The sequence below is a fragment of the Pseudomonas sp. 9.2(2024) genome, assembly GCF_039695385.1.
Lineage (GTDB): Bacteria > Pseudomonadota > Gammaproteobacteria > Pseudomonadales > Pseudomonadaceae > Aquipseudomonas > Aquipseudomonas paraglycinae.
The window spans coordinates 699488-712782 of the sequence record NZ_CP155585.1 but is presented as its reverse complement, the minus strand read 5'-3'; the positions used below and the strand labels follow the sequence as shown (position 1 = coordinate 712782).

The window sequence follows — 13295 nt, the reverse complement described above, 5'->3', positions numbered from 1 at the left end:
CAAGGAGACCTCCATGCACTTCAAGAAACTCGCTGCCACCCTGCTCATCTGCGCCTTGCCGGCCGTCAGCCAGGCCCGTGACACGGCGGTCTACCTGCCGTTCGACAAGGCCGTCGCCGAAGCGACCCGCACCGGCAAGATCGACGGCAGCGTGAAGTTCTATCTGGCGGGCAATGCCCCGGCCGGCAAAGTCACCGTCGTCAGCCCCGGCGCCGTGACCAACAAGAAGACCAACGCCTTCAACAAGACCGACCAGGAAGCCTGCGAGTGGGTCGTGCAATCGGCGATCATCAGCCTGCACCAGGCCGCAAAAAACGCCGGCGCCAACGCCGTGACCAACATCGTCAGCTTCTACAAGAGCAACGAGCGCAAGGATGCGAAAACCTACGAATGCCACGCGGGCGCCATCATGGCGGGCGTTGCGTTGAAGGGCGATCTGGCGACGGTTCAATAACGGTCGGAAACGACAAAGGGCGCCTTTCGGCGCCCTTTCACAAACAGGTTGGCTTGTCATCGCCTGTCACCTGTCTGGCTCTGCGATGGCTGGTTGCCCAGGATCCTCAGAGTCTCACAAGCCCCTTTCGGGAACGCCGGCAGTATTGCCTGAAACCTCATATCGAGCAACGGCTGGCATTTGGCTTCGATGCGCCACTTCCGTTGCCATCACAGTCCCAACGCCCGTCTGACCGCAGTTTTAATGGCGTGAAACTCGTCTGTTGCAAGATGTGAGATCAGGTAGATGCGTTTGCCTTGCCGATCCCGGCTTTTGATCCGATCAAGCCGCGAAAGGCTGACCGTGGCAATCATGTCGCACTTTGCCCAACAGGTCGGACTGGCTCCCTGAAGGTGACTTGCAAGTTCAAGATGGTGCCCAAGCAAGCTATCAGGGGCGGTGGTACTCAACGGCACTACTGTTACCAACAAGCTGTTGGTTCGATGTTTACGTATCACAACAACAGGTCTGACTTTGACCATCTCGGGGATTTCATAACCCCTGAAATCGCAAATCAAAACGCTGCCCTCCTTAGGCTGATATCGAAGTGGCATCCGTGACACTCGTTTGAAAAAGAACTGATTTTGCGCAACAACGGCCATATTCCCTACGACAGTTCCGTTACTCGAAATGTACGGAGTCGAGCCAACCAAACCTGTTCACCACAACTACACTCGCTCAAACAGGCCAATACACAGTGCCTGCCGGAACGGCGAGCCCGGTCGGTCAAGTACTCGCGGTTCTCTTTCACCGTCAAGGAGACGACCATGCAAGCGAAAGCCCTGATCACCGCCGCCCTTCTCGGCCTGCTCCCCAGTGCCAGCCACGCCACCAATCTGATGTACATGCCGTTCGAAACAGTCGTGTCGGATGCAATGCGCGCCGGGCGGCTGGATGGCAGTGTGAAGTTTTATCTGGTCGGCAACGGGCCTCAGGGGACTCAGCGGTTGTTGCAGCGCGGGGTGGTCAGCGATTTGAAGACCAACGGCTTCAACAAGAGCGATCACGACTCCTGCGAGTGGGTGTTGCAGTCGAATCTGATTGCGCTGCAGGCCGAGGCCAAGCGTGTCGGGGCGAATGCGGTGACCAACATCGTCAGCTACTACGACCAGCATGTGCGCAAGGATCTGAACACTTACGAATGTCGGGCCGGGGTGTTTGTGACGCGAGTGGCGTTGAAGGGTGATCTGGTGCGGCTGCCCTGATCAACCGGCTTCAAGCTTGCGCGTGAGCAGTTCGACAAACGCCTTGGCCATCGGTGATTTCTGGTCTTTGCGCTGCACGAGCCACACCGCCGTCACGGCTTCGGGATCGAGCAGCGGTCGGTAGACCACGCCGTCGATGCGCATCCGCTGATACGACGCCGGCATGACCGACACGCCCAGACCCGCTGCCACCAGACCGATGATGGTCATGGCTTCGCCGGCCTCCTGGGCGAAGTGCGGGCTGAACCCGGCATCGCGGGCCAGACTGATCAACTGCGAATACAGACCACTGCCGTAGCTGCGCGGGAAGAACACAAACGGCTCCAGAGCCAGCGCCGAGAGGAACAGCCCCTCTTCAGAGCCCTGCGCCAACGGATGTTTGGAGCTGAGCACGGCCACCAGCGGCTCGCGCATCAGTTCGACCACGCTGAGCGAATCCGGCAGGCCCAGCGGGCGCATGATGCCGACCTCGATCGATTCGTCCACCAACGCATCGGCCACCATGGTGCTGCTCATCTCGCGCAGGTTCAGGTGCACGGCCGGGAAACGCTGACGGAAGGAAAATATCGCCTGGGGAATGGTCGAGTTGAACGGCGCCGAAGAGGTGAAACCGATCTTCAACTCTCCCAGCTCGCCGAGCTGTGCACGGCGGGCCACGTCGGCCGCTTTATCGACTTGTGCGAGCACCAGCCGTGCTTCCTCCAGAAACAACCGCCCGGCCTCGCTGAGCTCGACCCGACGATTGGTACGCTCGAACAGTCGCGCGCCGACTTCCTGTTCCAGTGCCTGGATCTGCTGGCTCAGCGGTGGCTGGGAGATGCCCAGTACCTGCGCGGCGCGGCCGAAGTGCAGTTCTTCGGCGACGGCGATGAAGTAGCGCAGATGACGCAATTCCATGAACACCCCATTAGGTCGTGAAAGCTATCAAACAGGTCGAACAATATATTGGATAGAAACATTAGCCAGCTATATGATTTTTTCATTGCCTGCCTGCCCGCGCCCTCCGAGGTCTGATGTGAAAACCGCCGTCGCTCCACTGGCCCATGAAGTCCCGCCCGCTTCGGCGGACGATGTGCTGACCGAACTGCAAGAGATCTACATCGAGAAAGGCACGCCCGCGTTCATGCGCACGGTGCTAGCGCTGTTCAGCGGCGGCTTCGCCACCTTCGCCCTTCTGTACTGCGTGCAGCCGATGATGCCGCTGCTGTCCCACGAATATTCGATCAACGCCGCGCAGAGCAGCCTGATCCTGTCGGTGGCCACCGGCATGCTGGCGTTCGGTCTGCTGATCACCGGCCCGATTTCCGATCGGGTCGGGCGCAAACCGGTGATGGTTGCCGCGCTGTTTGCCGCGGCCCTGTGCACCATCGCCAGTTCGATGATGCCGAGCTGGCACGGCGTATTGATCATGCGCGCGCTGATCGGATTGTCATTGAGCGGTCTGGCGGCGGTGGCAATGACCTATCTCAGCGAGGAAATCCATCCGCAGCACATCGGTCTGGCGATGGGTCTGTACATCGGCGGCAACGCGATTGGCGGCATGAGCGGGCGGTTGATCACCGGTGTGCTGATCGACTTCGTCAGCTGGCACACGGCGATGATGGTGATCGGTGGGCTGGCGCTGATTGCGGCGGCGGTGTTCTGGAAGATCCTGCCGGAGTCGCGCAACTTCCGCTCCCGCTCGCTGCACCCGCGCAGCCTGCTCGACGGCTTCACCATGCACTTTCGCGATGCCGGTCTGCCGCTGCTGTTCCTTGAGGCGTTTGTGCTGATGGGCGCGTTCGTCACGTTGTTCAACTACATCGGTTATCGCCTGCTGGCCGAGCCGTACCACATGGATCAAGTGTTCGTGGGACTGTTGTCGGTGGTGTACCTGTCGGGTATCTACAGCTCGGCGAAAATCGGTTCGCTGGCCGACAAACTGGGCCGCCGCAAAGTGCTGTGGGCGACCATCGCGCTGATGTTCGCCGGCCTCGCCCTGACCATGTTCACACCGCTGCCGCTGGTGATCATCGGCATGCTGATCTTCACCTTCGGCTTCTTCGCCGCGCACTCGGTCGCCAGCAGCTGGATCGGCCGCCGGGCGCTCAAGGCCAAGGGCCAGGCGTCGTCGTTGTACCTGTTCAGCTATTACGCCGGGTCGAGCATCGCCGGGACGGCCGGCGGGGTGTTCTGGCACATGGCGGGATGGAACGGGATCGGGTTGTTCATCGGCGCGCTGTTGCTGGTGGCGCTGTTGGTGGCGTTGAAGCTGGCGAAGTTGCCGCCGCTGGGTGGTGGCGAAAAGGTTTAGCGACAACTGCGCCCTAGCGGTAATCACGGGCCAAGGTACACTGACGGCATTCGCCTGCTTTGGTAAAGGAAGCCAGAATGCGCCTGGACCGTCTCCACATTCAGAATTTTCGTTGCTACGAAGATGCCACGTTCGACTTTCAGCCAGGGTTTAATCTGGTGGTGGGGGTTAATGGGAGCGGGAAGAGTTCGTTGTTGCAGGCGGTTGCCGTTTCGTTCATCGAACTCGGCAATGCCATGAAGCCAAGTCAGACCTCTATAAAAAATGAAGACATTCGCTTTGTCATAGATCGTTTTGAAAACAGAAGCCGCTTTGAGCGCAAGTTCCCATTACTGGTACATGGCATAGGCAGTTTCTTCGGAACTACAGACTGGGTCCTGAAACGAGATGCAGAAGACTTGCCCCATCTTGTAGATTCAGTATTCGACGCCGAGATAGACAAACTAAAACAGAAAATCAACCTGGCCATTCCAGTCGATTTGCCTGTGCTTGCTTTCTATCGCTCCAATCGCCGCTGGCAAGGGGTAGGAGTATCTGCTGAGTTCGCCGCGAAACAACGCGTCTCGCGCTTCGATGCCTACGTTAACTGGTTCGATGCAGTTGCGGATCTCAGAGAATTTGAAAGTTGGTTAATCGGTAGAACGCTCGAACGGATGCAGAACCTCCTTGATTCCAACACCCAGTCACTTGAGTTCGACGACGAACTTTACTGGGTAAACACTGCGATCGAGCGCGCTATTCCCCACGCACAAAATTTTCGCTATGACCTCCGGCTGCAAAGCTTGTTGATCGACCTGGATGGAAAGACCACTCCTTTCAATGAGCTTAGCGATGGTCAGCGCGGGATGGTTGCGTTGTTCGCCGATATCGCCCGCCGCATGTGCATCCTCAACCCCCACATGGGTAAGGACGTTCTGAAAAACACCTCCGGCGTGGTGATCATCGACGAACTGGATATCCATATGCATCCGGCCTGGCAACGCAGCATCGCCCCGGCATTGAGACAGGCATTCCCCAAAGTCCAGTTCATCGCCGCAAGCCATTCCCCACAAATCATCGGCAGCCTGAAGCCTGAGGAAGTCATCGTGTTGCACAACGGGGATCCTACTCATCCGCGGGTCACCTACGGTCTGGATTCCAGCAGCGTGCTTGAAGAGGTAATGGGCGTTACGCAGCGCGAACCAGAGATCGAAGATCTGCTGTCCGAGCTTTTTTCCACGTTGGAAGACAACGACCTCGAAAAGGCAAAATCACAACTTGAGGCGCTGAAAAAGAAAGCCCCCGACCTACCGGAATTCGCCGGCGCCGAAGCACTGATCAGGCGCAAGGAGATTCTCGGCAAATGAAGCGAGTGCTCAAAGGAACTGAACCCGCTTCATTTACAGATTGGAAAAACTCGGCGAACGACGAGTGGAGTCCAACTTACCCAACGCTACAAAACCCGCAAAAACGCGATTTACATAATGCCCTGCTTAAGGAGCAAGGCTTCTTCTGCTGTTATTGCGGCCGGGAAATAGATGCCTCGACCAGCCATATCGAGCACTTCAGACCTCAAGAGCATTTCGAAGAGCTGGCGTTGGAGTTTCACAACCTTCATGCCTCCTGCCTGCGAGAAACCAAGCCCGGCAATCCGTTGCACTGCGGCCATAAGAAGGGCAACTGGTTCGACGAAAACCAACACATTTCTCCCACTGACGAGAACTGTGAACAGCGCTTCCGATATCTGCGAACCGGCGAAATCCAGCCAAAGGACTCTAACGACCTTCCCGCCACAAAGATGATCGAGGTATTGGCGCTAGACATCCCCTACCTCAAAAATCGACGGCAGGACACAATCCGCCGCCTCTTCGATGACGAGTTGGTCATGCAAGTCAGCGAGGAAGAGCTTGAGCGGTTGGTGACGGCGATCAGAAATACCGCGATTCCCAATCAAAAAACCTTCGACCACATCATCGCCCGCTACGCCGAACAGCTCCTCGGACGCTAAACCCATCGCAAACAAAAACGCCCGGCATAAGCCGGGCGTTTTTGTTTTCTACCTTTAGCGCTGAGCGCCGATTACTCGTGATACTGCGCCGACAACTCATGCACCGCACGCAGGAACGCGCCGGCGTGTTCCGGGTCGACTTCCGGGGTGATGCCGTGGCCGAGGTTGAACACGTGGCCGCTGCCTTTACCGTAGCTGGCGAGGATGCGCCCGACTTCGGTGCGGATCGCTTCCGGCTTGGCGTACAGCACGGTCGGGTCCATGTTGCCTTGCAGCGCGACCTTGTCGCCGACGCGGGCGCGGGCGTTGCCGATGTCGCAGGTCCAGTCCAGACCCAGTGCGTCGGCGCCGGCGTCGGCGATGCTTTCCAGCCACAGGCCGCCGTTCTTGGTGAAGAGGATCACCGGCACCTTGCGACCGTCGTGCTCGCGGATCAGGCCGCTGACGATTTTCTTCATGTAGGCCAGGGAGAATTCCTGATACGCCGCCGCCGACAGGTTGCCGCCCCAGGTATCGAAGATCTGCACCGCTTGCGCGCCGGCCTGGATCTGGCCGTTCAAGTAAGAAGTCACCGACTGCGCCAGCTTGTCCAGCAGCAGGTGCATGGCTTGCGGGTTGTCGTAGAGCATCGCCTTGGTCTTGCGGAAGTCTTTCGACGAGCCGCCTTCGACCATGTACGTGGCGAGGGTCCACGGGCTGCCGGAGAAACCGATCAGCGGTACACGGCCGTTCAGCTCGCGGCGGATGGTGCTGACCGCGTCCATCACGTAGCCGAGATCCTTGTGCGGATCCGGGATCGGCAGGGCTTCGATGTCGGCCAGGGTGCTGACGACTTTCTTGAAGCGCGGACCTTCACCGGTCTCGAAGTACAGGCCCTGGCCCATGGCATCGGGAATGGTGAGGATGTCGGAGAACAGGATCGCCGCGTCCAGTTGCGGATAGCGGTCGAGGGGTTGCAGCGTGACTTCGCAGGCGAATTCCGGATTCATGCACAGGCTCATGAAATCACCGGCCTGGGCGCGGCTGGCGCGGTATTCCGGCAGGTAGCGGCCGGCCTGGCGCATCATCCACACAGGGGTGACGTCTACGGGTTGCTTGAGCAGGGCGCGGAGGAAACGGTCGTTCTTCAGGGCAGTCATGTCGGCATCCGGAAAAAAAGTGCGGGCATTTTCTCAGAGCGCGACGCAAAAGGCACGGATGCAGGTCAGCCTTTTGTCTATCGGGTCAATTTGTCGCAATAAATACGGGGCATCAGCAACAGCGAGAAACAACTGTGGGAGCGAGCCTGCTCGCGATAGCGGATTGTCAGCCAATACGTCTGGTGACTGATTCACCGCCATCGCGAGCAGGCCCGCTCCCACAGGCTTATTGCTTTTGGCTCAGGATCCGGGTTTAGACGCCCAGGTAATCCAGAATCCCTTCAGCTGCATTGCGGCCTTCGAAGATCGCCGTCACCACCAGGTCGGAACCGCGCACCATATCGCCACCAGCGAAGATTTTCGGGTTGCTGGTCTGGTGCTTGTACTGTCCCTGCTCGGGCGCAACGACACGGCCCTGGCTGTCGGTCTGGATCTCGAACTGCTCGAACCACGGCGCCGGGCTCGGGCGGAAACCGAAAGCGATGACCACGGCGTCAGCCGGGATGATCTCTTCGGAACCCGGAATCGGCTCGGGGCTGCGACGGCCACGGGCGTCCGGTTCGCCGAGACGGGTCTCGACCACCTTCACGCCTTCGACCTTGTCCTCGCCAACGATGGCGATCGGCTGGCGGTTGTAGAGGAATTTCACGCCTTCTTCCTTGGCGTTCTTCACCTCTTTGCGCGAGCCGGGCATGTTCGCTTCGTCACGACGATAAGCGCAGGTCACCGACTTGGCGCCCTGGCGGATCGACGTGCGGTTGCAATCCATCGCCGTGTCGCCGCCGCCCAGCACCACGACCTTCTTGCCTTTCATGTCGACGAAATCTTCCGGCGACTTTTCAAAGCCCAGGTTGCGGTTGACGTTGGCGATCAGGAAGTCCAGCGCGTCATAAACGCCCGGCAGATCTTCACCGGCAAAACCGCCTTTCATGTAGGTGTAGGTGCCCATGCCCATGAACACGGCATCGTATTCGGCGAGCAGTTGCTCCATGGTCACGTCCTTGCCGACCTCGGTGTTGAGGCGGAATTCGATGCCCATGCCGGTGAAGACTTCGCGGCGATTGCTCAGCACGGTCTTCTCAAGCTTGAACTCGGGGATGCCGAAGGTCAGCAGACCGCCGATTTCCGGGTTCTTGTCGAACACCACCGGGGTCACGCCGCCGCGCACCAGCACGTCGGCACAACCGAGGCCCGCCGGGCCCGCGCCGATGATCGCGACACGCTTGCCGGTCGGCTTGACCTTGGACATGTCCGGGCGCCAGCCCATGGCGAATGCGGTGTCGGTGATGTACTTCTCGACCGAACCGATGGTCACCGCACCGAATCCGTCGTTGAGGGTGCAGGCACCCTCGCACAGACGGTCCTGCGGACACACCCGGCCGCAGACTTCCGGCAGGGTGTTGGTCTGGTGCGACAGCTCGGCGGCCTGGAGGATGTTGCCCTCGGCCACCAGCTTCAGCCAGTTCGGAATGAAGTTGTGCACCGGGCACTTCCATTCGCAATACGGGTTGCCGCAACCCAGGCAGCGGTGGGCCTGGTCGGCCGACTGCTGGGGTTTGAACGGTTCGTAGATTTCCACGAACTCTTTCTTGCGTTGACGCAACAGTTTCTTCTTCGGATCCTTGCGCCCGACATCGATGAACTGGAAGTCGTTATTCAGACGTTCAGCCATTGTTAAAACCTCATCAAACTCTTCAGGCGCATATCACTGCGGGTTGGCACGGGTGCTGGAAAGCAACGACTTCAGGTTGGCAGCCTTCGGCTTGACCAGCCAGAAACGACGCAGGTAGTCATCGAGGTTCTCGGCGAGCTCACGACCCCACTCGCTGTCGGTTTCCGCGACGTACTCGTTCAGCACGTTCTGCAGGTGGCTGCGATAGGCTTCCATCGCCTCGCCGCTGATCCGCTGGATTTCCACCAGTTCGTGGTTGACCCGGTCAACGAAGGTGTTGTCCTGATCGAGCACGTAGGCGAAACCGCCGGTCATGCCAGAGCCGAAGTTGTAACCGGTCTTGCCCAGAACGCAGACAAAACCACCGGTCATGTACTCACAGCAGTGATCGCCAGTGCCTTCCACGACCGTGTGGGCACCGGAGTTGCGCACGGCGAAACGCTCGCCTGCGGTGCCGGCGGCGAACAGCTTGCCGCCCGTGGCGCCGTACAGGCAGGTGTTGCCGATGATGGCGCTTTCCTGAGTCTTATAAACGCTGCCCTTCGGCGGCACGATGGTCAGCTTGCCACCGGTCATGCCTTTGCCGACGTAGTCGTTGGCGTCGCCTTCAAGGTACATGTTCAGACCGCCGGCGTTCCACACGCCGAAGCTCTGACCGGCAGTGCCCTTGAAGCGGAAGGTGATCGGCGCTTTCGCCATGCCCTGGTTGCCGTGCTTGCGCGCGATTTCGCCGGAGATCCGTGCGCCGATCGAACGGTCGCAGTTGCAGATGTCCAGATCGAACTCGGCGCCGCTGAGGTCGTTGATCGCCGACGTCGCCATCTCGACCATTTTCTCGGCCAGCAGGCCCTGGTCGAAGGGCGGGTTGCGCTCGACGCCGCAGAACTGAGGCTTGTCCGCCGGGATGTGGTCGCTGCCGAGCAGCGGAGTCAGATCCAGGTGATGCTGCTTGGCGGTCTGGCCTTCGAGGATTTCCAGCAGATCGGTACGGCCGATCAGCTCTTCGAGGGAGCGCACGCCCAGCTTGGCCAGCCACTCACGGGTTTCTTCGGCGACGTAGGTGAAGAAGTTCACCACCATGTCGACGGTGCCGATGTAGTGATCCTTGCGCAACTTCTCGTTCTGAGTCGCGACGCCGGTGGCGCAGTTGTTCAGGTGGCAGATACGCAGGTATTTGCAGCCCAGCGCGATCATCGGTGCAGTACCGAAGCCGAAGCTTTCGGCGCCGAGGATGGCTGCCTTGATCACGTCGAGGCCGGTCTTCAGGCCGCCGTCGGTCTGTACCCGAACCTTGCCGCGCAGGTCGTTGCCGCGCAGGGTCTGGTGGGTTTCGGCCAGGCCGAGTTCCCACGGAGCGCCCGCGTATTTGATCGAGGTCAGCGGCGAAGCACCGGTGCCACCGTCATAGCCGGAAATGGTGATCAAGTCCGCATAGGCCTTGGCCACACCGGCGGCGATGGTGCCGACGCCCGCTTCAGCCACGAGTTTCACCGAAACCAGCGCCTTCGGGTTGACCTGTTTCAGGTCGAAGATCAGCTGCGACAAGTCTTCGATCGAATAGATGTCGTGGTGCGGCGGTGGCGAAATCAGGGTCACGCCCGGCACTGCGTAACGCAGCTTGGCGATCAGCCCGTTCACTTTACCGCCCGGCAGTTGCCCGCCCTCGCCCGGCTTGGCGCCCTGGGCGACCTTGATCTGCAGCACTTCGGCGTTGACCAGGTATTCCGGGGTCACACCGAAACGGCCGGTCGCGACCTGTTTGATTTTCGAGCTCTTGATGGTGCCGTAGCGCGCCGGGTCTTCGCCGCCTTCGCCGGAGTTGGAACGCGCACCGAGGCGGTTCATGGCTTCGGCCAGGGCTTCGTGAGCTTCCGGCGACAGGGCGCCCAGCGAGATACCGGCGGAGTCGAAGCGCTTGAGCACCGATTCCAGCGGCTCGACTTCACTGATGTCCAGCGGCGTGTCGAGGGTCTTGACCTTGAACAGGTCGCGGATCATCGACACCGGACGGTTGTCCACCAGCGAGGTGTATTCCTTGAATTTGGCGTAGTCGCCCTGCTGCACGGCGGCTTGCAGGGTGTTGACCACGTCCGGGTTGTACGCATGATATTCGCCACCGTGGACGAACTTCAGCAGACCGCCCTGCTGGATCGGCTTGCGCGGACTCCAGGCTTCGGTGGCCAGTGCTTTCTGCTCGGCTTCGATGTCGATGAAACGCGCACCTTTGATGCGGCTCGGCACGCCACGGAAGCTCAGGTCGCAGACTTCTTCGGACAGGCCGATGGCTTCGAACAGCTGAGCACCGCGATAGGACGCGATGGTCGAGATGCCCATCTTCGACAGGATCTTCAACAGACCTTTGGTGATGCCTTTGCGGTAGTTCTTGAACACCTCATAGAGGTCGCCCAGCACTTCACCGGTACGGATCAGGTCGCCCAGCACTTCGTACGCGAGGAACGGATAGACCGCCGAGGCGCCGAAACCGATCAGCACGGCGAAGTGGTGCGGATCGCGTGCGGTGGCGGTTTCAACCAGGATGTTGGAGTCGCAGCGAAGGCCTTTTTCGGTCAGGCGGTGGTGCACCGCGCCGGTGGCCAGCGAGGCGTGGATCGGCAGTTTGCCAGGAGCGATATGGCGATCGCTCAGTACGATCTGGGTACGACCGGCGCGCACGGCTTCTTCAGCCTGATCGGCGACGTTGCGGATCGCCGCTTCGAGGCCGACGCTTTCGTCGTAGTTGAGGTCGATGATCTGCCGCTCGAAACCCGGGCGGTCGAGGTTCATCAGCGAGCGCCACTTGGCCGGGGAAATGACCGGCGAGCTGAGGATCACGCGCGAAGCGTGCTCCGGCGATTCCTGGAAGATGTTGCGCTCGGCACCGAGGCAGATCTCCAGCGACATCACGATCGCTTCACGCAGCGGGTCGATCGGCGGGTTGGTCACCTGCGCGAACTGCTGGCGGAAATAGTCGTACGGCGTGCGCACGCGCTGGGACAGCACGGCCATCGGCGTGTCGTCGCCCATCGAGCCAACGGCTTCGTAGCCTTGTTCGCCAAGCGGACGCAGTACCTGATCGCGCTCTTCGAACGTGACCTGATACATCTTCATGTACTGCTTGAGCTGATCGACGTCGTAGAAAGCCGAACCGTGGTCGTTGTCTTCCATGGTCGCCTGGATGCGCAGGGCATTCTTGCGCAGCCATTGCTTGTACGGATGACGGGATTTGAGACGGTTGTCGATCGCGTCGGTGTCGAGGATCTGCCCGGTTTCGGTGTCCACGGCGAAGATCTGGCCCGGGCCGACACGGCCTTTGGCAATCACGTCCTCAGGCTTGTAGTCCCACACGCCGATTTCCGACGCGAGGGTGATGAAACCGTTGGTGGTGGTGACCCAGCGCGCCGGGCGCAGACCGTTACGGTCGAGCAGGCACACCGCGTAGCGACCGTCGGTCATTACCACGCCGGCCGGGCCGTCCCACGGCTCCATGTGCATCGAGTTGTACTCGTAGAACGCACGCAGATCCGGGTCCATGGTTTCGACGTTCTGCCACGCTGGCGGAATGATCATCCGCACGCCACGGAACAGGTCGATGCCGCCGGTGACCATCAGCTCAAGCATGTTGTCCATGCTCGAGGAGTCAGAACCGACACGGTTGACCAGCGGGCCGAGTTCTTCCAGATCCATCAGATCGTTGGTGAACTTGGTGCGACGGGCCTGGGCCCAGTTGCGGTTGCCGGTGATGGTGTTGATCTCGCCGTTATGGGCGAGGAAGCGGAATGGCTGGGCCAGCGGCCATTTCGGCAGGGTGTTGGTGGAGAAGCGCTGGTGGAACACGCAGATTGCGGTTTGCAGGCGCTCGTCGCTCAGGTCCGGATAAAACGCGGCCAGGTCGGCCGGCATCATCAGGCCTTTATAGATGATGGTCTTGTGGGAAAAGCTGCAGATGTAGTGATCGGTGTCGGCGGCGTTGGCCACCGACGAACGACGACGGGCGCTGAACAGCTTGACCGCCATGTCCTGATCGCTCAGGCCTTCACCACCGATGTACACCTGCTCGATTTGCGGCAGGCGCTCAAGGGCCAGGCGGCCGAGGACGCTGGTGTCGATCGGCACTTTACGCCAGCCGATCAATTGCAGGCCTTCGGCCAGGATCTCGCGGTTCATGTTCTCGCGAGCGGCTTCGGCCTTGGCCGGATCCTGATTGAAGAAGACCATGCCCACGGCATATTGCTTGGGCAGCTCGACGCTGAAGGTTTCCTGGGCAATGGCACGCAGGAACGCGTCGGGCTTTTGAATCAGCAGACCGCAACCGTCACCGGTCTTGCCGTCGGCATTAATCCCACCGCGGTGGGTCATGCAGGTCAGGGCCTCGATGGCCGTTTGCAAAAGGGTATGACTGGGTTCGCCCTGCATATGGGCTATCAGGCCGAAACCGCAGTTATCCTTGAATTCATCTGGTTGGTACAGACCTGCTTTCATAGACACTTTCTCACCAGGCTGCCTCTT

10 protein-coding genes are annotated in these 13295 nt (G+C 60.0%); 5 read left to right on the top strand and 5 right to left on the bottom strand.

Translation table 11 applies throughout. The features are described 5' to 3' along the window. Positions 1-13 precede the first annotated feature (13 nt). Complete coding sequence (locus ABFB52_RS03180; protein ID WP_085648021.1) at positions 14-454, top strand: excinuclease; 441 nt, start codon at positions 14-16, stop codon at positions 452-454. A 209-nt stretch (positions 455-663) separates the two neighbouring features. Here ABFB52_RS03180 and ABFB52_RS03175 read toward each other — a convergent pair whose 3' ends face one another. Next, positions 664-1095: a type II toxin-antitoxin system PemK/MazF family toxin gene (locus ABFB52_RS03175; protein ID WP_236187887.1), complete on the bottom strand. Its 432-nt coding sequence runs from the start codon at positions 1093-1095 to the stop codon at positions 664-666. A 165-nt stretch (positions 1096-1260) separates the two neighbouring features. Between ABFB52_RS03175 and ABFB52_RS03170 the strand changes: the two genes are divergently transcribed. Beyond that, the gene (locus tag ABFB52_RS03170; RefSeq protein WP_102686841.1) at positions 1261-1698 is read left to right on the top strand and encodes an excinuclease; all 438 of its coding nucleotides are present in this window, start codon (positions 1261-1263) and stop codon (positions 1696-1698) included. Here the strand turns inward: ABFB52_RS03170 and ABFB52_RS03165 are convergent, their stop codons facing one another. After that, the gene (locus ABFB52_RS03165; RefSeq protein WP_085746425.1) at positions 1699-2595 is read right to left on the bottom strand and encodes a LysR family transcriptional regulator; all 897 of its coding nucleotides are present in this window, start codon (positions 2593-2595) and stop codon (positions 1699-1701) included. Positions 2596-2713: 118 nt separating this feature from the next. Between ABFB52_RS03165 and ABFB52_RS03160 the strand changes: the two genes are divergently transcribed. The 3 genes from ABFB52_RS03160 (at position 2714) to ABFB52_RS03150 (ending at position 5978) form a co-directional block, all read left to right on the top strand. Further along, on the top strand, positions 2714-3991 hold the full coding sequence (locus tag ABFB52_RS03160; protein ID WP_085746424.1) for an MFS transporter: 1278 nt from the start codon (positions 2714-2716) through the stop codon (positions 3989-3991). A gap of 77 nt (positions 3992-4068) precedes the next feature. Beyond that, the gene (locus ABFB52_RS03155; protein ID WP_129972291.1) at positions 4069-5337 is read left to right on the top strand and encodes an AAA family ATPase; all 1269 of its coding nucleotides are present in this window, start codon (positions 4069-4071) and stop codon (positions 5335-5337) included. Beyond that, positions 5334-5978 (top strand): retron system putative HNH endonuclease, encoded by a 645-nt coding sequence (locus tag ABFB52_RS03150; protein WP_129972290.1) that lies wholly within the window; start codon positions 5334-5336, stop codon positions 5976-5978. Before ABFB52_RS03155 ends, ABFB52_RS03150 begins: the two co-directional genes overlap by 4 nt. Positions 5979-6049: 71 nt before the next feature. Here ABFB52_RS03150 and hemE read toward each other — a convergent pair whose 3' ends face one another. The 3 genes from hemE to gltB all read right to left on the bottom strand — a co-directional run bounded on the left by hemE (position 6050) and on the right by gltB (position 13268). Beyond that, on the bottom strand, positions 6050-7117 hold the full coding sequence (gene hemE, locus ABFB52_RS03145) for a uroporphyrinogen decarboxylase (RefSeq protein ID WP_007952372.1): 1068 nt from the start codon (positions 7115-7117) through the stop codon (positions 6050-6052). A 253-nt stretch (positions 7118-7370) separates the two neighbouring features. Next, the gene (locus tag ABFB52_RS03140) at positions 7371-8789 is read right to left on the bottom strand and encodes an FAD-dependent oxidoreductase (protein ID WP_007909438.1); all 1419 of its coding nucleotides are present in this window, start codon (positions 8787-8789) and stop codon (positions 7371-7373) included. 33 nt (positions 8790-8822) lie between these two features. Continuing rightward, the gene (gene gltB, locus ABFB52_RS03135; RefSeq protein WP_085746421.1) at positions 8823-13268 is read right to left on the bottom strand and encodes a glutamate synthase large subunit; all 4446 of its coding nucleotides are present in this window, start codon (positions 13266-13268) and stop codon (positions 8823-8825) included. Positions 13269-13295 lie beyond the last annotated feature (27 nt).

Coding starts and splice junctions, on each gene's coding strand:
- ABFB52_RS03180 (WP_085648021.1), top strand. CDS start 14: ATGCACTTCAAGAAACTCGCTGCCACCCTGCTCATCTGCGCCTTGCCG.
- ABFB52_RS03175 (WP_236187887.1), bottom strand. CDS start 1,095: ATGGCCGTTGTTGCGCAAAATCAGTTCTTTTTCAAACGAGTGTCACGG.
- ABFB52_RS03170 (WP_102686841.1), top strand. CDS start 1,261: ATGCAAGCGAAAGCCCTGATCACCGCCGCCCTTCTCGGCCTGCTCCCC.
- ABFB52_RS03165 (WP_085746425.1), bottom strand. CDS start 2,595: ATGGAATTGCGTCATCTGCGCTACTTCATCGCCGTCGCCGAAGAACTG.
- ABFB52_RS03155 (WP_129972291.1), top strand. CDS start 4,069: ATGCGCCTGGACCGTCTCCACATTCAGAATTTTCGTTGCTACGAAGAT.
- ABFB52_RS03150 (WP_129972290.1), top strand. CDS start 5,334: ATGAAGCGAGTGCTCAAAGGAACTGAACCCGCTTCATTTACAGATTGG.
- hemE (WP_007952372.1), bottom strand. CDS start 7,117: ATGACTGCCCTGAAGAACGACCGTTTCCTCCGCGCCCTGCTCAAGCAA.
- ABFB52_RS03140 (WP_007909438.1), bottom strand. CDS start 8,789: ATGGCTGAACGTCTGAATAACGACTTCCAGTTCATCGATGTCGGGCGC.
- gltB (WP_085746421.1), bottom strand. CDS start 13,268: ATGAAAGCAGGTCTGTACCAACCAGATGAATTCAAGGATAACTGCGGT.